At 66.5% G+C, this 20,921-nt stretch carries 16 protein-coding genes and 7 tRNA genes; 12 read left to right on the top strand and 11 right to left on the bottom strand.

Features of this window, described 5'->3' with window-relative positions:
- Window position 1 precedes the first annotated feature (1 nt).
- The 8 genes from phaE (at window position 2) to IFT58_RS16525 (ending at window position 8,624) form a co-directional block, all read left to right on the top strand.
- A complete protein-coding gene (gene phaE, locus IFT58_RS16560; RefSeq protein WP_192096184.1) occupies window positions 2-1,099 on the top strand; it encodes a class III poly(R)-hydroxyalkanoic acid synthase subunit PhaE in 1,098 nt (365 codons plus the stop codon).
- Window positions 1,096-2,163, top strand: a complete 1,068-nt coding sequence (gene phaC / locus IFT58_RS16555) for a class III poly(R)-hydroxyalkanoic acid synthase subunit PhaC (RefSeq protein ID WP_192096182.1) — start codon at window positions 1,096-1,098, stop codon at window positions 2,161-2,163. The genes phaE and phaC overlap by 4 nt, the downstream gene beginning before the upstream one ends.
- A 117-nt stretch (window positions 2,164-2,280) precedes the next feature.
- On the top strand, window positions 2,281-2,487 hold the full coding sequence (locus tag IFT58_RS16550) for a PspC domain-containing protein (protein WP_192079786.1): 207 nt from the start codon (window positions 2,281-2,283) through the stop codon (window positions 2,485-2,487).
- A 5-nt stretch (window positions 2,488-2,492) separates the two neighbouring features.
- Window positions 2,493-2,942, top strand: a complete 450-nt coding sequence (locus IFT58_RS16545) for a hypothetical protein (protein ID WP_192096210.1) — start codon at window positions 2,493-2,495, stop codon at window positions 2,940-2,942.
- Between the two features lie 216 nt (window positions 2,943-3,158).
- Window positions 3,159-3,374: a hypothetical protein gene (locus tag IFT58_RS16540; protein ID WP_188327046.1), complete on the top strand. Its 216-nt coding sequence runs from the start codon at window positions 3,159-3,161 to the stop codon at window positions 3,372-3,374.
- 156 nt (window positions 3,375-3,530) lie between these two features.
- The gene (locus tag IFT58_RS16535) at window positions 3,531-5,921 is read left to right on the top strand and encodes a Tex family protein (protein ID WP_192096180.1); all 2,391 of its coding nucleotides are present in this window, start codon (window positions 3,531-3,533) and stop codon (window positions 5,919-5,921) included.
- A gap of 230 nt (window positions 5,922-6,151) precedes the next feature.
- Window positions 6,152-8,329: a PAS domain S-box protein gene (locus tag IFT58_RS16530; RefSeq protein WP_192096178.1), complete on the top strand. Its 2,178-nt coding sequence runs from the start codon at window positions 6,152-6,154 to the stop codon at window positions 8,327-8,329.
- 79 nt (window positions 8,330-8,408) lie between these two features.
- Complete coding sequence (locus tag IFT58_RS16525) at window positions 8,409-8,624, top strand: hypothetical protein (protein ID WP_192096177.1); 216 nt, start codon at window positions 8,409-8,411, stop codon at window positions 8,622-8,624.
- A 48-nt stretch (window positions 8,625-8,672) separates the two neighbouring features.
- On the opposite strand, the gene IFT58_RS16520 is transcribed toward IFT58_RS16525, so the two are convergent.
- From IFT58_RS16520 to IFT58_RS16475, 10 genes are all read right to left on the bottom strand, one after another.
- Window positions 8,673-8,758, bottom strand: a tRNA-Leu gene (locus tag IFT58_RS16520).
- Between the two features lie 55 nt (window positions 8,759-8,813).
- Entirely contained in the window at window positions 8,814-9,761 is a 948-nt protein-coding gene (locus IFT58_RS16515; RefSeq protein WP_192096176.1) for an SOS response-associated peptidase family protein, read from the bottom strand.
- A gap of 57 nt (window positions 9,762-9,818) precedes the next feature.
- A tRNA-Glu gene (locus IFT58_RS16510) sits at window positions 9,819-9,894 on the bottom strand.
- A 49-nt stretch (window positions 9,895-9,943) separates the two neighbouring features.
- Window positions 9,944-10,019, bottom strand: a tRNA-Ala gene (locus IFT58_RS16505).
- A 43-nt stretch (window positions 10,020-10,062) separates the two neighbouring features.
- A tRNA-Glu gene (locus IFT58_RS16500) sits at window positions 10,063-10,138 on the bottom strand.
- A gap of 49 nt (window positions 10,139-10,187) precedes the next feature.
- Window positions 10,188-10,263, bottom strand: a tRNA-Ala gene (locus tag IFT58_RS16495).
- A 181-nt stretch (window positions 10,264-10,444) separates the two neighbouring features.
- Window positions 10,445-10,520, bottom strand: a tRNA-Glu gene (locus tag IFT58_RS16490).
- Between the two features lie 52 nt (window positions 10,521-10,572).
- A tRNA-Ala gene (locus IFT58_RS16485) sits at window positions 10,573-10,648 on the bottom strand.
- A 76-nt stretch (window positions 10,649-10,724) separates the two neighbouring features.
- Window positions 10,725-13,055 carry a heavy metal translocating P-type ATPase gene (locus IFT58_RS16480; RefSeq protein ID WP_192096174.1) on the bottom strand — a complete coding sequence of 777 codons (2,331 nt, stop codon included), beginning with the start codon at window positions 13,053-13,055 and terminating at the stop codon, window positions 10,725-10,727.
- A complete protein-coding gene (locus tag IFT58_RS16475; RefSeq protein ID WP_192079774.1) occupies window positions 13,052-13,450 on the bottom strand; it encodes a heavy metal-responsive transcriptional regulator in 399 nt (132 codons plus the stop codon). Before IFT58_RS16475 ends, IFT58_RS16480 begins: the two co-directional genes overlap by 4 nt.
- A gap of 196 nt (window positions 13,451-13,646) precedes the next feature.
- Between IFT58_RS16475 and IFT58_RS16470 the strand changes: the two genes are divergently transcribed.
- The 4 genes from IFT58_RS16470 (at window position 13,647) to IFT58_RS16455 (ending at window position 19,644) form a co-directional block, all read left to right on the top strand.
- The gene (locus IFT58_RS16470) at window positions 13,647-14,702 is read left to right on the top strand and encodes a helix-turn-helix domain-containing protein (RefSeq protein WP_192079772.1); all 1,056 of its coding nucleotides are present in this window, start codon (window positions 13,647-13,649) and stop codon (window positions 14,700-14,702) included.
- A 97-nt stretch (window positions 14,703-14,799) separates the two neighbouring features.
- A complete protein-coding gene (locus IFT58_RS16465) occupies window positions 14,800-15,600 on the top strand; it encodes a TlpA disulfide reductase family protein (RefSeq protein WP_192079770.1) in 801 nt (266 codons plus the stop codon).
- A 31-nt stretch (window positions 15,601-15,631) separates the two neighbouring features.
- Entirely contained in the window at window positions 15,632-16,468 is an 837-nt protein-coding gene (gene dsbG / locus IFT58_RS16460; RefSeq protein WP_192079768.1) for a thiol:disulfide interchange protein DsbG, read from the top strand.
- Between the two features lie 392 nt (window positions 16,469-16,860).
- Window positions 16,861-19,644, top strand: coding sequence for a glycoside hydrolase family 3 C-terminal domain-containing protein (locus IFT58_RS16455; RefSeq protein WP_192079766.1), 2,784 nt, complete (start codon window positions 16,861-16,863; stop codon window positions 19,642-19,644).
- A 72-nt stretch (window positions 19,645-19,716) separates the two neighbouring features.
- Here IFT58_RS16455 and IFT58_RS16450 read toward each other — a convergent pair whose 3' ends face one another.
- Window positions 19,717-20,808 carry an alkene reductase gene (locus tag IFT58_RS16450; protein ID WP_192079764.1) on the bottom strand — a complete coding sequence of 364 codons (1,092 nt, stop codon included), beginning with the start codon at window positions 20,806-20,808 and terminating at the stop codon, window positions 19,717-19,719.
- Window positions 20,809-20,921 lie beyond the last annotated feature (113 nt).

The following is a 20,921-nucleotide window of genomic DNA, read 5'->3' as shown; positions in this document are numbered from 1 at the left end:
CATGAAGGGTTCCCCCAACGGCCCGGGCAGCCCGCCGTTCGACGACGCCGCGCGGCAGTATTTCAGCGCCTGGGGCGATGCGTTGAAGCAGGGCGGCGTGGGTGCACCGGGCGCGGGCAGCGACCCGGCAGACTGGAAGCAGGTGCTGGACTGGTGGGCGCAACTGCTGCCCGAGCGCGGTCCGGGTCCGGCGGATGACGCCGTTAACCGGTTCCGGTCGCAGGCGGGCGGCTGGTACGGCACGATGCAGCAGGTCGCCTCGCAGTTCGCCGGTCGTGACGCGACCAGTGCCGAGGTCGCGAATGCGTGGCGCGATGCCGTGATGGGCCAGGGCCAGGGCGCGGGCATGCTGCAGTGGATGCTGCAGGGAGCACGCGGCAGCACGGGCGTCGATGGCGGCATGGACGATGTGGTCGCGGTCCTGCAGCAGTGGCAGGAGCGCTTGGCGCCGTGGTTGCAGGGGCCGGCGTTCGGCCCTGCCCGTGAACACCAGGCCCGCTGGCAGAAGCTGGTGCTGGCCCAACAGGAGTTCCAGGATCAGTCCAAGGCGTATGTCGACCAGATCCAGCAGGCGCTGGATGCGGCATTCGCTCTGTTCGAACAGCGTCTGGGTGAGCATGAAACGCCGGGCAGCCAGCTGACCAGCGCCCGGGCGATGTTCGATCTGTGGATCGAAGTGGCCGAAGAAGCGTATTCCAAGGTGGCGTTGTCCGAACCGTTCCAGCAGGTCTATGCCGCGCTGGGTAATGCACAGATGCGCCTGCGCGCGGCGGTACAGCGCGAAGTGGAGCAGGTGAGTGAGCGGGTCGGGCTGCCCACGCGCAGCGAGATGGATGCCGCGCACAAGCGCATTGCCGAGCTGGAACGGCAGCTGCGCCGCTTGCAGGTGGCCGTGGAGCAACTGGGCCGCGCCGCGCCGGACGATGGCTGGGCGCAGGCGGTGCAGCCTGCCGTAGCCAAGGTCGCGCCCCGCGTCCGCAAGCGCGCCTCGGCGCCGACGGCGGACGCGCCAAAGAAAGCCTCCGCGAAGAAAGCCGCCGCGAAAAAAGTGACCGCGAAGAAGGCCGCACCCACCCCCCCACGGAAACCGCGCACATGAAAGGGCCCCTCGGGTTCAATGCCGATGACCTGATGCAGGAGACGTTGGCCATGCAGCGCAAGCTGATGGAAGGCCTGCAGCTGCTGCCGTCGGTGGACGACGTGGACTACGGGGTGACTGCGCGCGAAGCGGTGTGGTCCGACGGCAAGGTGGTGCTGTACCGCTTCGTCGGCGATACGCCGCCCGTGCACAAGCGCCCGTTGTTGATTGTCTACGCGCTGGTCAACCGCCCTTACATGGTCGACCTGCAGACCGATCGCTCGCTGGTGCAGAAGCTGCTGGCGCTGGGCCACGATGTCTATGTCCTGGACTGGGGCTATCCGGATCGGTCCGAGCGGTACCTGACGCTGGAAGACTACCTGCTGCGCTATATCGACGGCGCGGTGGACGCGTTGCTGGCACGCGCGGGCATGACCGTGGACATGCTCGGCATCTGCCAGGGCGGGGTGTTCGCCTTGTGCTACGCCGCCCTGCGCCAACGGAAGCTGGCCAATCTGGTGACCATGGTCACCCCGGTGGATTTCCATACGCCGGACAACATGCTGTCGCACTGGGCGCAGCAGGTGGATGTGGACCTGCTGGTGGATACGCTGGGCAACATCCCGGCCGACCTGATGAATACCAGTTACCTGATGCTGAAACCCTTCCGCCTGAACGTGCAGAAGTACGTCGGCCTGCTCGACATCCTGGATGACAAGGCGGCGCTGGAAGACTTCCTGCGGATGGAGAAATGGATCTTCGACTCGCCGGATCTGGCAGGCGAGGCATTCCGTGACTTCATCAAGCAGTTCTACCAGGGCAACGGCCTGATGCACGATGGGGTGCGGATCGGAACCGAGCCCGTGGCGCTGTCGCAGGTCACGCTGCCGGTATTGAACATCTACGCCGAGCAGGACCATCTCGTGCCGCCGGATGCGTCACGCGCGATGCGCGGACGACTGGGCAGTACCGATTACACCGAATCCAGCTTCCGTGGTGGGCATATCGGCATTTATGTGTCCGGCCGCGCACAGCGCGAGGTACCGGCAACCATCCATGAGTGGCTGCAGGCCCGCAGCGGCTGATCGCGGCGGCGGACGGGCAGGGCGTGGCGATCGGGTGTCGCCCCGGCTCCTCTGACTGCTGACCCGTCGTAGACGGCCTTGCCGCTAGGGTAGTAACCAGATCCTCGGAGCCCTGCCATGAATGCCACCACGCCCCGCACCCTCTCGCGCTCTCTGAACAACCGCATGATTGCCGGCGTCATCGGCGGCATCGCCCAGCGGTTTGGCTGGAGTGCAACGCTGCTGCGCATCCTGTTCGTGGTGGTCTCCATCGCCTCGGCTGCGTTCCCCGGCATCCTGGTGTACCTGATCCTGTGGCTGCTGATCCCGAACGAGGCCGATTGAACCGGTTGCCGGGACGACCTGCATGGCTGCGCCCGTTGCAGGTGCTCGGCGCGCTGTGGACCTCGCCCAACACCCTGATCGGCCTGGTCGGCGGTGGCGTGGGCATGCTGGGCGGATCGCGTCCTCACTGGAGCGCGCGGGACTGCGCGCTGGTGTTCCATCACTGGCCGTGGGGGCCGGGTGGGGCGATCACGTTGGGCAACGTCATCCTGCACACCGGCGGTGACCTGGGCATCAGCTGCCGCACGTATGCCCATCGGGCGGGCCATGCCGTGGAGCCGTGGATCCGCCTGGACGACCATGAGCGCGCACATGTGTATCAGTACTTCGTACTGGGTCCGCTGTACTTGCCCGTCTATCTGCTCTGTGGCGGTGTCAGCGCGCGCAATCCCTTTGAAATCGCCGCAGATCACTACGCCCACCACGGGCGCGGCTGGTGGCCCGGCTTTCGCTGAGCGCGGGATCGGCACGGCGCCGCGTCAGCGCGGTGTTAAATATTTGTAAGCATGTGGCGGCGAACGGGCGTCATGTCCGTGCAACCGGTCGACATTACCCTTCGTGACAAGCGAGTCAGCTTCGAGGCGTTAAGCTGTAGCGAGGCCATGGTGAAGGCAGTACTGCAACCATGGCCTGCGATACCGAGCAGTACGTAACCTGGAGGAACACATCACATGGCAATCGTTCTTTATGTCGGTGGTAGCAAGGATGGCGACAAGGGCGTGGTGCCCTATGGCTTCAGCAAATCCCGCGCCGATACGGCGCTGGGGCCGGAGATCTACACGGAGCGGTTCATGGAACTGCAAGGCGTGGGCAAGGTCCGGTTGATGGCGCTGGAAGGGCTGCGCGACGACATCGTCATGCAGCATGCGGCGCGCTACTACCGCTGATCCCTTGTTGAACAGGCCGGACACGCAGGGTCGCGTGTCCTGGCCGGTGCGATGGACCATCCCGCACTGTTATCCGATGCGCTGTCAACGCCTTCCGCTGCCTGCCCTCGCGGGCCAGAATGGGGTCTTTCCGCACTATGGCCCCGGCCGGACGCAATGTCAGACACCCCGCTTGCCCAGCAGATCGCCCAGACCATCGCCGATGAGATCGGTGCCCAGGCCGCCCAGGCGCGTGCCGCCATCGCCCTGCTCGACGAGGGTGCCAGCGTTCCCTTCATCGCGCGCTACCGCAAGGAAGTCACCGGCGGGCTGGATGACACCCAGCTGCGCAACCTGGAAAGCCGGCTGACCTACCTGCGCGAACTCGAAGATCGCCGCGCCTCGGTGCTGGCCAGCATCGACGAGCAGGGAAAGCTCACCGATGAACTGCGCAACGACATCCTGGCCGCCGACACCAAGAGTCGCCTGGAAGACCTGTACCTGCCGTACAAGACCAAGCGCCGCACGCGTGCGCAGATCGCCCGCGAAGCGGGCCTGCAGCCGCTGGCCGATGGCCTGTTGGACGATCCGACGCAGGACCCCAAGGTGTTCGCCGAAACCTTCGTCGATGCCGAAAAGGGCGTGGCCGATGCAAAGGCGGCCCTTGAGGGCGCGCGCGCGATCCTGATGGAACGTTGGGGCGAAGACGCGGCACTGGTCGGCGAGCTGCGCAGCTGGTTGTCGGACACCGGGGTGATCCGCGCCCGCGTGGCCGAAGGCAAAGAGAACGAAGGCGCCAAGTACCGCGACTATTTCGAACACGCCGAAGCGCTGGCGAAGATTCCCTCGCATCGCCTGCTGGCGCTGTTCCGCGCGCGACGCGAGGAGATCCTGTTCCTGGAGCTGGATCCGGGCACCGATGCCGAGGCGGGCAATGCGTATGCCGAGGGCCGCGTGGCCTTCCGTGCCGGCATCAGTGACAAGGGGCGTGCGGCGGATCGTTGGCTGCTGGATGCCTGCCGCCTGACCTGGCGGGCCAAGCTGCACATGCACCTGCTGCTGGACCTGTTCAACCAGGCGCGCGAGAAGGCCGAAGCCGAGGCCATCACGGTATTCGGTGACAACCTGAAGGACCTGCTGCTGGCCGCGCCGGCCGGGCCGAAAACCGTGCTTGGACTCGATCCGGGCATCCGCACCGGCTGCAAGGTGGCGGTGGTGGATGCCACCGGCAAGCTGGTGGCGACCGATACGATCTATCCGCACGAACCGCGCCGGCAGTGGGAACAGTCACTGCAGACCCTCAAGCACCTGTGCATCAAGCACAACGTGGAACTGATCGCGATCGGCAACGGCACCGCCAGTCGCGAAACGGACAAGCTGGCCGGTGAGGTGATCGCTGCGTGCGCGGATCCGAAACTGCAGAAGGTGGTGGTGAGCGAAGCGGGTGCGTCGGTGTATTCCGCATCGGAGTTCGCGGCCAAGGAATTCCCGGACCTGGATGTGTCCATCCGGGGCGCCGTCTCCATCGCCCGTCGCCTGCAGGATCCACTGGCCGAGCTGGTGAAGATCGAGCCGAAGGCGATCGGCGTAGGCCAGTACCAGCATGACGTGGATCAGTACCGGCTGGCGCGCGCACTGGAAGCGCGGGTGGAAGACTGTGTCAACGCGGTCGGGGTGCACGTCAACACGGCATCGGCGGCATTGCTGTCGCGGGTATCGGGGCTGTCGTCGACCGTCGCCGAGAACATCGTGCGCCATCGCGACGACAACGGGCCGTTCAAGCGCCGCAAGGATCTGCTGAAGGTGCCGCGGCTGGGCGACAAGACGTTCGAGCAGTGCGCCGGCTTCCTGCGCATCGCCGATGGCGACCAGCCGCTGGACGCCTCGTCGGTGCACCCGGAGGCCTATCCGGTCGTGGAGCGCATCGTGGCGGCGACGGCCCGCCCGATCCGCGCCCTGATCGGGGATGGCAGTTTCCTGCGCGGTTTGAAGGCGGAGCAGTTCACCGACGAAACCTTCGGCGTGCCGACCGTGCGCGACATCCTGAAGGAGCTGGAGAAGCCCGGCCGCGATCCGCGCCCGGAGTTCAAGGCCGCACGCTTTGCCGAGGGCGTGGAGGACATCAAGGACCTCCGCGAAGGGATGATCCTGGAGGGCGTGGTCAGCAACGTGGCGGCGTTTGGTGCCTTCGTCGATATCGGCGTGCACCAGGACGGTCTGGTGCATATCTCCGCGTTGTCCGACACGTTCGTGAAAGATCCGCGGGACGTGGTGAAGGCCGGCGATATCGTCAAGGTGAAGGTCCTGGAGGTCGATGTGGCGCGCAAGCGCATTGCGCTGACCCGACGGCTGGATGATGTGCCGGGGCAGTCCACCAGCCGGCCGGGTGCGCGTGACGAGCGCGGTGCCGGTGCCGCCGGTGCAGGCCGTCCGCCACGGCGCGAGGAAGGTAGCCGAGGTCCCGCGCGGGCGCGCACGGACGGTGGCGGCGGCCGGGGTGCGCCCGCTTCCAGTGCGCCGGCCAACAGTGCGCTGGCCGACGCTTTTGCCCGTGCCAAGCGCAGCTGACCGCCCGGCGTGCTGCCGGCCCTCGTGGTGCGGCAGCGGCCTTTCTGTCGAACCGTGACCGAGGGGCTTACGCATTGACGCCGTATTGAGCACACTGCGCGTTGAATGGGCCCGCGGGTTCAGCAGCAGATGCCGGGAGGCGGTTTGGAGCTCAGTTCTGCAGGCAGGGTGATCCGGGTCGGGCGCGAAGGCGCGAGGGGGCTCGGCAACGCCCTGCGCGACGCCTTCCCATGAGCCTGCCGGCAACCCCTCCCGCGCCACCGCTGCAGACGCAGCTGGATGCTGCACTTGCCGAGATCCGGCGATTGCGAGGGGTGATCGATGGCAGTGCCGCCGGGACCTGGGAGTGGAATCCGCAGACCGACGAGATGCGGGTCAATGCGCGATGGGCGGAGATCGTCGGCTACGCATTGGCCGAGCTGGAGCCGGTGTCGTCCGACACGTTCGTGCAGCTGGTGCACCCGGATGATCTGCAGCGCTCCGACGCCGTACTGTCCGCGCACCTGAGGGGCGAGACCCCGTTCTACGAGTGCCTGGTGCGCATGCGCCACCGCCAGGGCCACTGGGTCTGGGTGCAGGACCGTGGGCGGGTGCTGGAGTGGGATGCCCAAGGCGGTGGCCTGTGGATGGCGGGTGCGCATGCCGATGTGACCGATCTGCAGCAGGCGCGGCACGACGTATCGGCGGCCCGCCAGCGGTTGCAGTCGATCGTGGATGCGTCCGACGAAGTGGCGATCATCGTCACCGACCTCGCCGGAACGATCACGCTGTTCAATTCCGGTGCCGAGCGTCTGCTGGGTTATCAGGCAGACGAGGTGGTCGGACAGGCACGCCCGACGCTGTTCCACGATGTCCAGGACATGCAGCACTTCCTGCAGGCCCTGCCGGCGGAGCAGAGACGGGACGGCACGGATCTGTTCGGCATTCTCAGCGAGCGGGCGCGTGCGCATACGTTTTCGCGCCAATGGACCTTCGTACGCAAAGACGGGCGCCAGCGGCAGGTCCGTTTGTCCGTCAGCGCGCTGGCCGATGCGCAGGGCGACATCACCGGATTCGTCGGCATGGCGACGGACGTGACCGAGGTGCTGCAGGCGCGGGCCGAAGCCCGCTTGGCCGAGGAAAAGTTTGCCGGCGCCTTCACCAGTGCCGCGCTGGGCATGGGGCTGGTGTCGCTGGAAGGGCGCTGGCTGGACGTCAACGACGCGCTGTGCCGGATCCTCGGCTACTCCCGCGATGAGCTGCTGCAGGTTGATTTCCAGCGTCTGACCCATCCTGACGACCTGGACGCCGACCTGCAGCTGGTGGATGACCTGCTGCGCGGCAAGCGTGCCCACTATCATCTGGACAAGCGCTACATCAGCCGCGATGGCCACTTGATATGGGCGCGCCTGTCGGTGTCGCTGGTCCGCAGCGAACAGGGTGAGCCGCTGCATTTCGTATCGCAGATCCAGGACGTCACCAGCGAGCGCGCCAGCGAACTGCGCGTGCTGGAAGCCGAGGCGCGCAGCCGGATCACCCTGGATGCCGTGACCGACCTGGTGCTCAGCGTGGACCTGCACGGGCGCATCGAGCATGCCAACGCCGCAGCCGTCCGCGCGTTGCGCGGGGAGGGGACGCTGCATGGGCGCCACGTGTCCGAGGTGATGCAGCTGACCACCGAGTACGCGCCACAGTCGGTGCTGGACATGTCGGTGCTGCTGGATCCGGACAGCAATGCGGTGGATCTGCACTCGGATCTGCTGCTGGTGCAGGAGGGCGTCAACGTGCCGGTGGATGTATCGCAGGCATGGCTGCACGACGATGCCGGCACGCTGCGGGGGGCGGTGTGGGTGATCCGTGACGTGACCCAGCTGCGCGCCCGTCAGCGCGAGGCGCGGCAACTGGCCGAGCTGGACCCTCTGACCGAGCTGATCAACCGGCGGGGGTTCGATGCCCATCTGCAGCAGGCGATCGCCCATCTGGAGCGGACGGGTCAGGCCGCCTCGCTGATGTTCATCGACCTGGATCAGTTCAAGCCGGTCAACGATACGTACGGCCATCTTGCCGGTGATGCGGTGTTGTGGGCGGTGGCCAACGTTCTGCGCCACGGCGTCCGCGATTCGGACGTGGTCGCGCGGCTGGGCGGTGACGAGTTCGCGGTGATCCTGGCGGGCTGCTCATTGCGGCGCGCGCGGCGCATCGCAGGCGAATTGCTGCACGGGATCGGCGGGCTGAGCATCCCATGGGAGCAGCACACGATACGCGTCGGGGTGAGCATCGGCATCGCGTCGATACGGGTCGGCATGAGCGTGGATGAAGCCGTGGCGGCTGCCGACGTGCAGTGCTATCGGGCCAAGGCGTCGGGTCGCAATACGGTGCAGTCCGAAACCGATGGCGAGGCGGATGTCCCGCCGGCCACTGTGGCGTGACGTGGTTTGCTGAAGATCTCAGCTGGTGAGAGCGGGGCAGGGAACACTGGCCGCACCTTCAGACACACCGGTGGCAGAGATGACAGGTTGGGATCAGAACGTACTTCGTGCCTATCGGCCCGCAATGGGCGCATGGGTGGCTGCGGTCATCGGCTGGCTGCTGCTGGAGCAGCTGCAGGGCCAGGCGGTGCAGCTGGAGGTGGCAGCGGTGCTGCGCTGGACCGTGGTGGGACTCTTGATGGCCACGCTCGGCCACGGTGGCTGGGTCAGCTGGGGATTGTGGCGGAGGGCGTAATCACAGGCACAAAAAAGCCAGGCGCGGGCCTGGCTGTTCTGATGTCACTGGTGCCGGTGAAAGGACTCGAACCTTCATGGGGTCACCCCCGGCTGATTTTGAGTCAGCTGCGTATACCATTCCGCCACACCGGCAGCGTGGCCGCGTAGTGTAAACAAAACTGCGGCAGACGGGTAGGGGCAGCGACGATCAGGCGGCCTCGCTCCACACGTACTGAATATCCTCGCGATCATCGAGAATGCGGTACTGGGCGGCAAGGTCGCTGGGGTCCGGATTCAGCCATGCATCCAGGTGGACGTCGCGGATGGGCACGATGCCCCGGTCGTGACCGGTCACCGCCACATCGCGTGGTGGCTCATCGGTCACGGCGGCGAAGGACAGCAGTCTACCTTCGGGACCCTCCCACTCGGCCCACAGGCAGGCAATCAACAGATCTCGCTGCGGCCGCGGCTGGAATTCCAGCACGACATCGCGCTCGTCATCGGCGGCTGCCAGCGGGAGCCCCTTGCGCGGCACGTGCTCATAGAACGACTGCACCACCACCACGCCATGGCGATGGCCGAAGGCGCCGCGCCAATAGCCCTCGAGGCTGTCCCTGCGCGCGTTGTAAGTGCCTGGATACAGGGCGTCGTTGCGCGCGGGTTTGTCAGGCAGCCTGCATTGGTAGCGCATCGGCTTGATCACCCGCCGGCCCTGTTCGGACACGATCACCGGCGCGTACGTGCCGGGAAAAATACGGTTGTCGCGCGGCAGGTGCTGGCTGCGCTGCAGGTCGTCCAGGCGTGACTGCGCGCGCTCGATCCGGTTGCCGGCGATGCGCAGTTCATTGCGGGCTTTCTGCGTGGGGGTGCTGGCCAGGGCGGCCTGCGCGGTGCGGCGGCGTTCGTGCTGGCGGCGCAGTTCGGTCTCCAGTTCGGCGTGCTCGGTGGCATGCCATTGCTGGATCATCGCCACGATCTCGCGCCCCTGGTCGGTGCGCGCACCCCGGAATCCGTCGTCCATCGCCTTCGGTGTCTTCGGCCGTTTCTTGGTCGGGTCGAAGGTGTAAAGACGGGAGAATTCCTCCAGCGACATCGTCGCGCCGTAATGGCGGACCAGCTTGGCGTAGTCGGCGCGGATCTGGGCGGAGTAGCACATGGAGGCAGCTTAGCGCAGGAAAAGAAAAACCCGGCCGAAGCCGGGTTTTTGCAGAATTGGCGTCCCCACGGGGATTCGAACCCCGGTCGCCACCGTGAAAGGGTGATGTCCTAGGCCTCTAGACGATGGGGACGCACGAAAACTTGAGTTGTACTGCTATCCAGACGGCCTAATGCCTGGAGTGGTGGAGCCAAGCGGGATCGAACCGCTGACCTCCTGCATGCCATGCAGGCGCTCTCCCAGCTGAGCTATGGCCCCGATGAAACCCGGTTGCCTGATGGGTCAGGTTTCCGTTTGAAACTGGCGTCCCCACGGGGATTCGAACCCCGGTCGCCACCGTGAAAGGGTGATGTCCTAGGCCTCTAGACGATGGGGACGCACGAAAAACTTCAAGTTGTAGAACCTTCGACGGCCTATTGTCGAAAGTGGTGGAGCCAAGCGGGATCGAACCGCTGACCTCCTGCATGCCATGCAGGCGCTCTCCCAGCTGAGCTATGGCCCCGTTTAACCGAGCCGCCTATCATACCGGCTTATTCACGTTTGTGGAAGCACTTTTTCTGCTTCCTGTCGCCTGTATCGTCCCGCACCGGCAGTGAAGGAAATGCAATGCGCGCCGCCCGTGAAGGCCGAAGGCGATGAACAAAAAAGACCCGGTTTCGGCAGGTCCTGCTTGTCCAGATGAGTGGCGTCCCCACGGGGATTCGAACCCCGGTCGCCACCGTGAAAGGGTGATGTCCTAGGCCTCTAGACGATGGGGACGCGTATCTCATCAATTTTTTCGCGACCTTCCGACGGCCTATTGCCGGAAGTGTGGTGGAGCCAAGCGGGATCGAACCGCTGACCTCCTGCATGCCATGCAGGCGCTCTCCCAGCTGAGCTATGGCCCCACGTCGCCGAGGTGCGAAATCATAGCGATGGGGTCTGGGGATGGCAAGCATTTATTGCAGTTTTCTGCAGGCCTCTTCAGCCATCTGGAAGACGTTGTGTACGCAGTCGAAGCGCGTTGCCGATCACCGATACCGAACTCACACTCATCGCCACGGCGGCAAGCATCGGGGACAGGCTGATTCCCCATGGCATCAACACGCCGGCGGCTACCGGAATGCCGACCCCGTTGTAGACGAACGCGAACGCCAGGTTCTGCCGCATGTTGCGTACCGTGATGCGTGACAGATGCCGTGCACGCAGGATGCCGCGCAGGTCGCCCTTTACCAGCGTCACCTGTGCGCTGGACATGGCGACATCGGTGCCGGTGCCCATGGCGATGCCGACGTCGGCGCTGGCCATCGCCGGGGCGTCATTGATGCCGTCGCCGGCCATCGCCACCTTGCGCCCCTCTGACTGCAGGCGCGTCACCAGCGTGGCTTTGTCCTGCGGGCTCATGGCGCCGTGCACCTCATCCAGATCCAGTGCCGCGGCCACGGCCTGCGCGGTGCGTGCGTCGTCGCCGCTGGCCATGATGATGCGCAGGCCATCTGCGCGCAGCGCGGCGAGTGCCTCTGCGGTCGTGGATTTGATCGGATCGATCACCCACAGCACGCCCGCAAGTACCGTGTCGGCGGCCAGGAACATCACGCTGGCACCGCGGCTGCGCTGGGCGTCCGCATCGGCCCGCGTTGCGCTTTGCAGCGTGACCGCGTTGTCGGCCATCAGGCTGCTGCTGCCAATCAGCAGCGCACGGCCATCGACCACGCCGCGCACGCCCCTGCCAGTAATCGAATCGACGTCTTCCACGGGCAACAGCGTGATCTGCCGACGGCGTGCTTCGGCCACGATGGCCGTGGCCAGGGGGTGCTCGCTGCCCTGGTCCAGGCTGGCCGCCAACTGCAGCACCTGGTCGGGCATGAAGCCGGGTGCCGCGATGACGCCACCGAATGCAGGGCGGCCCTCGGTCAGGGTGCCGGTCTTGTCCACTACCAACGTATCGATGTCGCCCAGCTTTTCGATCGCTTCGGCATCACGGAACAGCACCCCATGCCGCGCAGCGCGCCCGCTGGCGACCATGATCGACATCGGGGTGGCCAGGCCCAGCGCGCACGGGCAGGCAATGATCAACACCGCGACCGCGTTGAGCAGTCCATGCGTCCATGACGGCGGAGGGCCGAACAGCCCCCATCCCAGCAACGTCAGCACGGCGACCAGCAGCACCGCCAACACGAACCAGTACGCCACCTTGTCCGCCATCTTCTGCATCGGCGCGCGCGAACGCTGGGCCTGTGCCACCCACTGCACGATCTGCGACAGCAGGCTGGCCTCGCCTACGCGTACGGCCTCGATCACCAGTGCGCCGGTTCCATTCAACGAGGCGCCGATCACGCTGTCCCCCGCGCGCTTGGTGACCGGCACCGGCTCGCCGGTGAGCATCGATTCGTCCAGATGGGACTGGCCGTCGAGGATCAGGCCATCCGCGGGTACCTTCTCGCCGGGGCGTACGCGCAGGCGGTCACCCACCGCAATCGAAGACAGTGGCACGTCGTGTTCGCTGCCATCGGCATCGATCCGCCTCGCCGTCTTCGGTGCCAGACCCAGCAAGGCCCTGATCGCGTCGGACGTGCGCGCGCGTCCGCGCAGTTCCAGCAACTGGCCGAGCAGGGTCAGCGATACGATCATCGCGGCGGCTTCGAAATACACCGCGACATGGCCGTGCGTGCGGAACGAGGCCGGGAACAGGTCTGGAACCAGGGTGGCGACCAGCGAATAGCCGTAGGCGGCGATGACGCCGGTGCCGATCAGTGTCCACATGTTCGGACCGCGGTTGACGATGGATTGCGCCCACCGCTGCAGGAAGGGCCAACCGGCCCACAGCACCACCGGCGTAGCGAGTGCGGCCTCCATCCAGACCCGCGCGCCCGCAGGCAGGGCATGCAGCAGGGGCGTCATCGCCAGCATGGCCAGCGCCATGGTGGCTGCGCTGAGCGGCAGCGACCACCAGAATCGACGGCGGAAGTCGATCAGCTCGGGACTCTCCTGCGTATCCAGCGTCGGCATCATCGGCTCCAGCGCCATGCCGCAGATCGGGCAGCTGCCCGGTCCGTCCTGGATGATCTCCGGGTCCATCGGACAGGTATACGGTGTTCCGGCGGCCACGATGGGGCGTGTCTGCGGATCGAGGAACCGGCGCGGATCGGCAATGAACCGTTCGCGGCAACGTGCACTACAGAAGTGCCATGCCGTGCCATCGTACTGGGTGCGGTGGGGCGTGGTGGCGGGGTCCACCGTCATGCCGCAGACCGGATCCTTCGCCTGCACGCTGTCGGCAGGGGCGGAGCTGCCGCAGCAGGCAGTCGGGCTCATGCGGGGTCCTCCTGCAGGGCGGCCATGATCGGGCAGGCCGCCAGCGCGCCATGGCCCGGGCAGGCATCGACCAGGTGCGCCAACGCCTCGCGCATCCGCTGCAGTTCGCGCAGCCGCTGGTCGATATCGGCAAGCCGGGCGGTAGCGGCCAGCCGCACTGCGGCCATGTCCTGCGGTGCGCGCGCCGACAACGAAAGCAGTTCAGCGATTTCCTGCAAGGTGAATCCCAACGTTTTGGCGCGTCGGATGAAGCGCAGCCGCTGCACCGCGTTCTCGTCGAAGACCCGATAGCCGGCCGCTGACCTGTGCACCGGCGGCAGTAGCTGCTGGCGCTCGTAATAGCGGACCGTATCGATAGGCACGCCCACATGGCGCGCGAGTTGACCAATGTTCATCTGCACCTCCGAATGTGACCATCATCAACCCTTGAGTGTGGTCTAGAGTCAATACCGAGCTAAATGCAAGGCTTTTGGCGCAGATTGCAGCTTTCTTCATAGCCTCGGCCTGTCCGCCGTTCCTAACCTGCAGCCACCGAAGAGTCACGCTGTCAATGGCGCCGACTCTGTTCGCGGTAGGCAAGAGGAGGAGCTGATGGACGCACACAAGAACGAGCTGACAGAAATCGCAGTAGTTGAATACCCGGGCGCCGACCCGTCTGCGGCATCGATGCTGGCCGAAATGGCCCACGTCGGAAACCGGCTCGCACAACAGCAGGGGCGCCATACCGCGCGCATCCTGGTGTCGCGCTGGGTCATGGCCAATGATGGCGGCGGGCCACAGCGCGTAGCCGGCGCGGACGTACTGGATGCGACGGTGCCTGCGATCATCGCCCTGCCGGGACAGGTAAGCCAGAACGGCCAGATCCGTGACGAGGCGATCCTGCTGGAATGGCTGAGTGCGCACTACGACGGCGGCAGCCTGCTGGCGGCGGTAAATGATGGAATCGGCGTGCTTTCACGTGCCGGGCTGTTGGCTGGGCGTGCCGTGGCCAGTCTGGACAGCACCCGTTTTCCCGGCCTGAATGCGCAGAGCGGCAGCTGGGTGCCCAGCGAGCGGTTGCTGGTGGATGATGGCGATCTGCTGACCGTCAGCGGCTCCCAGGCGTGGCGTTTCCTGGCCCTGCGCCTTCTGTACCGCGTGCACGGTCAAGGTGTCATGGCGGCCGTGGCCCAGCAGCAGGGCATCGTGGTGCCTGCGGCGATCCAGCAGGACCTGGAGCGGTTCAGTGCCAATTTCGCCCACGGTGACCGTGACGTGCTGAAGGCGCAGCGTTGGCTGCACACCACGGCGGCACGTGGTGCGACGCTGGGCGCGATCTGCCAGGCGTCGGGACTGGAGCCGCGCACGCTGCAGCGGCGGTTCCTGAAAGCGACGGGCCTGCGCCCCATCGAGTACTGTCAGCGGCTGCGCATCGCCAAGGCCCAGTTGCTGCTGCAGCAGGGCGGCGCGATCGATGAAGTGGCATGGGGGGTCGGTTACGCGGACCAGAGTGCGTTCCGGCGCCTGTTCCTGCGCATCGTCGGTATGACACCGGCGACGTATCGCCGCATGGTCTCCGGCAAGCTGCGTGATCGCTCGCTGGCGCCCGCGCCGGTGCCCTCGGTGATGGGTGCGCCGGTGCGCCCGGTAGATCGTCACGCTGCCTGAATGACGGCGCTTTCCCTGTCTTGTGCTGGATGCAGGGGTCGTGGAGCATCAGCGGTCGCGACAGTGCAGGGCAGGGTGTGGTGATGAGGGACAAGCGATGTTGAGTGTCGGGCCAGTACCGCTGCCGGTGGTGCTGGCCCTCGTGTTCCTGTTGCTTGCGATGGGGGTCGCGCGGTTCTGGCCACGGCCGCCGTTGCTGTCGTGGCGGCCTGCGAACGCGCTGCTGCTGGACATGTTCCTGCTCGGGCTGGTCGGTGCACGCGGAGTGTTCGTGCTGCGCAACGCCGCCTCTTACCTGGAGTCGCCCTGGTCGGTGCTGCGCATCGGCGATGGCGGGTTCGACCCATTGGGTTTCTTCGTCGTCGCTGCAGCCTGGGCCATCTGGCGCCTGCGCAAGGCACCCGCCGTGCGGGGGCCGGTGTTGGCGGCTGCGCTGCTGGGCAGCGGCGGCTGGCTGTTGGCGTCGTTCGGCCTGCAGCACCTGCAGGCACAGCGCGTGCAGGTGCCTGCGGTGGTGCTGCAGGACCTGGCAGGCGCGCCGGTCCGGCTCGCCGATACGCAGGGCCAGCCGCTGGTGCTGAATCTGTGGGCCAGCTGGTGCGGCCCCTGCGTGCGCGAAATGCCGGTGCTTTCCGCCGCGCAACGCCGGCATGGGCAGGTGCGCTTCGTGTTCGTCAACCAGGGCGAAGACGCTGAAACCGTCCAGCGCTTCCTACGGCAGCATGCGCCCGCGCTGCAGGGCGTGTTGCTGGATGCGCCGTCCGCCACCGGCGATGCGCTGGGGGTGCAGGCCTATCCCAGCACCCTGTTTTTCGACCGTGATGGTCGCCTTCGAGAGCTGCACCTCGGTGAACTTACCGCCGCCGGGCTGGAGCACAAACTGCGCCGGCTGAGGTAGCCTTGCGCACGCAATCAACCAGGAGTTTTCCATGTTGCCCACGTATCTGCGCGCTGCTCCGGTAGCGCTGGTGTTGCCGATCCTGCTGGCGGTGTCCGGCTGCGGCCAGGCGCAGGCCCCCACGCCTGCAGCCGCTGGCGGCGGCAAGCCGGCGGCGGTGGCCAAGGACGGCGCGGCCGTGCCTGCGCCGATCAAGGGCCTGCAGAAGCTGGGCTTCGAGGTGGTATCCGAATTCGACGCACCCGGTGGCCTGCGCGGCTTCGCCGGCGTGGTCGGCGGACAGCAGCCTGCGGCCGCCTACCTCACCCCGGATGGCAAGCACGTGGTGGTCGGCAGCCTGTTCGATGCGCAGGGCAATGACGTCGGGCGTGACCTGCTGACGGCAAAGGTCGCCGGGCCCATGACCACGAAGATCTGGAGCCAGCTGGAGAACAGCGCTTGGGTTGCCGATGGCAAGGCGGACGCGCCACGCGTGGTCTACACCTTCGGCGATGCCAATTGCCCGTACTGCCACCGATTCTGGGATGCGGCGCGTCCCTGGGTGGATGCCGGCAAGGTGCAGCTGCGCCACATCATGGTCGGTGTCATCCGCGAAGACAGCCCCGGCAAGGCGGCGGCCATCATCGGTGCGAAGGACCCCAGCGCGGCGTTGCTGGAAAACGAGCGCGGCTTCGAACGCGGCGGCATCAAGCCGGTCGCCATCAGTGCCGATGTCGGCCGCAAGCTGGAGGCCAACCAGGCGTTGATGGTGGAACTTGGTTTCCAGGGAACGCCGGGGATCCTGTTCAAGGATGCCGAAGGCAACGTGCAGCGTCGCTCGGGCATGCCGCAGGGCAATGACCTTGAGCTGATGTTCGGTCCGCGCTGAGTACCGCAAGGGTAAGGGCGATGCGCCGGGCAAAGCCCGGCGTCACGGGGTCACGCCGGGCTTGAAGCTGCGCAAGAGCTGCAGACGCCGTGCAGGGATCCGCCAGCGACGCCAGCGGAGCTGGCCAGGGTGCCCCGGGCGCGCCTGCGACCTTTGGCGTATGCGTCAGAGGTTGACAGCAAATAACCCGGTAAACGACTCTTCACCTGTTGGGTTGCTCTGCGACCCGCAGCAGGTTGTCACGCCGGACGGAGGGGTCCGTGCGCAGGCCTGCTGCACCCCGGCCCGCGCAGCATCGCTTTGGTGATGCCTGCGCATGGCTAGCGCTGCTCCCTTCGGCGGCACCCTTTCCAGGACCGACTGCGTAGGCATCGGTATTCAAACGTCCGTCGATGAAAACGTTTACACAGCAGCTTTCCCTCTCCGCGGCCATTGCCGTCGCGCTCTCCGCACCGGCCTTCGCGGCCGACACCGCGCCCGGCTTCAGCGTGCTTGCGCTGGAAAAAGCCCCGGCCAGTGCCGATGTCGCGGCGCTTGCCAGCCAGTTGCCTGGCCTGCAGGCCGATATCGTGGCCGTGCACGAGGTCCAGCGCGCAGCGGGGGCGATCGACCCGCTGCAGACCCTGGCTGACCAGCTGGGTTACGCCTATCGCTTCGTGCAGGCCGATGTCGATGCGCAGGGCAACGCGCGCGGCCAGGTGGTGCTGAGCCGCCTGCCGGTGCAGGCCGAGTCCGGCCCGGACCATCCGGGCCGCAGCTACCTGCGCGTGGCCGACGGCCGCAACGTGGTAGCGCTGTATACCGATGCGGACCAGGATGCCAACGGCATGGCCTCGCTGTTGAGTGCCTCGCGTCTTGGCGCACCGGCGGTGGTGCTGGGTGGCAAGGCAGGCATCGATGGATTCACCGCGACCGGACTGGACAGCGCCGCAAGCGCGGGCTTCGCCGACGCGGATGTGCAGAAGGTGGCGCTGCGTGATGCGGCCGGCAAGTCGCTGGCCGCGCGGCTGCTGGTGCTGGGCTACGCCGAAGCGGCGGGCGGCGCGAAGCCGTGGATGGATGCGGCCCTGAGTGCGGATGAGCGCACGCGGCTGTTGCTGGGTGAAATGACCCAGGACGAAAAATTCCAGATGCTGCGCAGCTACTTCGGCCTGGGCAAGGACGGCGGCCCGCTGCCGGAAGGCGCGGTCGGTTCGGCCGGTTTCGTACCGGGCGTGGAGCGGCTGGGCATCCCGGCGCAGCAGTCTGCCGATGCGGGCGTGGGCGTCACCAATCCGGGCGGCATCCGCCCGGGTGATTTCGCTACCGCCATGCCGTCGGGCCCGTCCACTGCCTCCAGCTGGAACCCGGAAGTGGCCTATACCGGCGGTGCCACGATGGGCCGCGAGGCCTGGCAGCAGCGCTTCAACATCCTGCTGGGTGGCAGCGTCAACCTGCAGCGTGACCCGCGCAACGGCCGCAACTTCGAGTACGCCGGTGAGGATCCGTTGCTGGCCGGCGTGATCGTCGGTGAGTCGATCCGTGGCATCCAGAGCCAGCACGTCATCTCCACGATGAAGCATTACGCGCTGAACGACATGGAGACACGGCGCAATTTCCACAGCGTGCAGATCGGCGACCAGGCCATGCACGAGTCGGACCTGCTGGCGTTCGAGATCGCCATCGAGCTGGGCAAGCCCGGTTCGGCCATGTGTTCGTACAACAAGATCAACGGCATCTACGGTTGCGAACATCCCTACCTGATGAACCAGGTGCTGAAGCAGGAGTGGAAGTTCCCCGGTTTCGTGATGTCGGATTGGGGCGGCGTGCACAGCGGTTCGAAGGCCGCCCTGGCCGGGCTGGACCAGCAGTCGGCCGGCGAAGTCTTCGATGCCACCACGTTCTTCGATGCACCACTGCGCATGGCTGTGGCCGGTGGCGTGGTGCCGCAGGCCCGCCTGGATGACATGGTGTCGCGCATCCTGCGCACGATGTTCCTGCACGGCAACTTCGACAATCCGCCGCAGCACCTGAAGATCGACGTCGAAGCCGGCTTCGCCGCGGCCCAGCGCACGGTCGAAGAGGGCAGCGTCCTGCTGCGCAACGAGGGCAACCTGTTGCCGCTGGCCGACAGTGTCAAGCGCATCGTGATCATCGGCGGCCACGCGGACAAGGGCGTGATCGGCGGCGGCGGTTCGTCGATGGTCGGCATCACTGCCAAGGGCACCAACGCGGTACCGGGCGTGCTGCCGACGACGTGGCCGGGCCCGGTGATGTTCCACCCGTCCTCGCCACTGGAAGCACTGCGTGCCGAACGTCCGGACGCCGACATCCAGTACGTCGACGGCCGTAACACCGCCGCTGCGGCACGCGCTGCGGCCCAGGCCGATGTGGCCATCGTGTTTGCTACCCAGTGGGCGGCAGAGTCGGTGGATCTGCCGGATATGCAGTTGCCGGACAAGCAGGACGGCTTGATCGCCGCCGTGGCCAAGGCCAATCCGAAGACCGTGGTCGTGCTGGAAACCAACGGCCCGGTGCGCACCCCGTGGCTGCAGCAGGTGCCGGCGCTGATGCAGGCATGGTACCCGGGCATCCGTGGCGGTGAAGGCATCGCGGCGTTGTTGACCGGCAAGGCCAACCCGTCCGGCCGCCTGCCGGTGACCTGGGTGGTTGACGAATCGCAGCTGCCGCGGCCGCAGATCCCGGGCCTCGGCTTCAACCCGAAGCAGCCGCCGGTGGATATCTTCGACTTCGATATCGAAGGCGCCAACGTGGGCTACAAGTGGGCAGCGGCCAAGGGCCTGGTGCCGACGTTCGCGTTTGGCCACGGCCTGTCGTACACGCAGTTCGCGTACGAGAACCTGAGCGTCAGCGTGGAGGGTCAGCGTCTGGTGGCCAGCGTGGATGTACGCAACACCGGTGCACGCGCCGGTGCGGACGTGGCCCAGCTGTACCTCAAGCTGCCGCAGGGGCACACCACGCCGATCCGCCTGGTGGGCTTCGACAAGGTGACGCTGCAGCCGGGCGAACAGCGCCGCATCCGCATCGATGCCGAGCCGAAAACGCTGGCCGATTTTGATCCGGCGACGCGCCAGTGGACGATCGCGGCGGGCACCTACCAGGTGCAGTTGGGTCGTACGGCCGCCGAGCCGCTGCAGGTCGTGGACATCACGCTGCAGGAAACACCGGTCCGCTGATCCAGGCGACGAACAGAGCCCGCCCGCGCAAGCAGGCGGGCTCTTTTACGTTGTAGCGTCGTGTCCGCTGGCTCAACTGCCCAGTGCGGGGTAGTCGGTGTATCCGTGTTCGCCGCCGCCGTACAGCGTGTCCTGGTCCGGCTGTGCCAGCGGGGCATTCCGGCGCAGGCGTTCCACCAAGTCCGGATTGGCAATGAAGGGCCGCCCAAACGCGACCGCGTCGGCCTGCCCGGCGGTGAGCACGTCGACTGCGTGCTGCTTGTCGTACCCGTTGTTGACGATCCACGGCCCGGTGAAGCGTGAGCGCAACGCAGCGTAATCAAAGTCGATGTTGTCACGGTCGCCACCGGTGGCGCCTTCGATGACGTGGACAAAGGCCAGTCCGCCGATACCTTCCAGACGCTCCACCGCGCGCTCGAACAAGGGCTGCGGGTTGCTGTCGTGGGCATCGTTGGCCGGCGTGGTCGGCGACAGGCGCACACCGGTGCGTGCGGCACCGATGGTGTCGGCGACGGCACTGACGACTTCAAACAACAGACGGGTACGGTTTTCGATGCTGCCGCCGTACGCATCGTCGCGGTGGTTGCTGCCATCGCGCAGGAACTGGTCGATCAGGTAGCCGTTGGCGGCGTGGACCTCCACGCCGTCGAAGCCTGCGGTGATCGCATTGCGTGCGGCGATACGGTAGTCCTCGACGAGGCCCGGCAGCTCATCCAGTGCCAATGCGCGCGGCGTGGAGACCTCCTCGAATCCGTTCGCCGTGAACGTCTTCGTATCCGCACGCAGGGCGCTGGGCGCTACCGGGACCTCACCGTCCGGCAGCAGGCTGGTATGCGAGATCCGGCCGACATGCCACAGCTGCAGGACGATGCGTCCGCCGCGAGCGTGCACTTCGTCGGTGATCGCTTTCCAACCGGTGATCTGCGCGTCGCTGTAGATGCCGGGTGTGTCCAGGTACCCCTGGCCGAGCGGGCTGATCTGGGTGGCTTCGGCAATGATCAGGCCGGCACTTGCGCGCTGTCCGTAGTACGTCGCCGCCAGTGGCGTGGGCACGCGATCTGCCTGCGCGCGGTTGCGCGTCAGCGGGGCCATCACGATCCGGTTGGCGATGTCGATGTCGCCCAGGCGGGTGGGGGAGAACAACACGGTGTCATGGTCTGACATGGAAACCTCGTGGTGGGGAAGGGGGATCTGCAGCATCGCAGCGAACATAGGCGATGCGGTGTTGCAATCATGGGAAGGCCTGTTGCACGAGGCGTGGACAGAGAAGGCAGGGG

This window comes from Stenotrophomonas sp. CFBP 13718 (genome assembly GCF_014842145.1).
GTDB lineage: Bacteria > Pseudomonadota > Gammaproteobacteria > Xanthomonadales > Xanthomonadaceae > Stenotrophomonas.
This window is presented reverse-complemented; position numbering and strand designations above follow the sequence as displayed.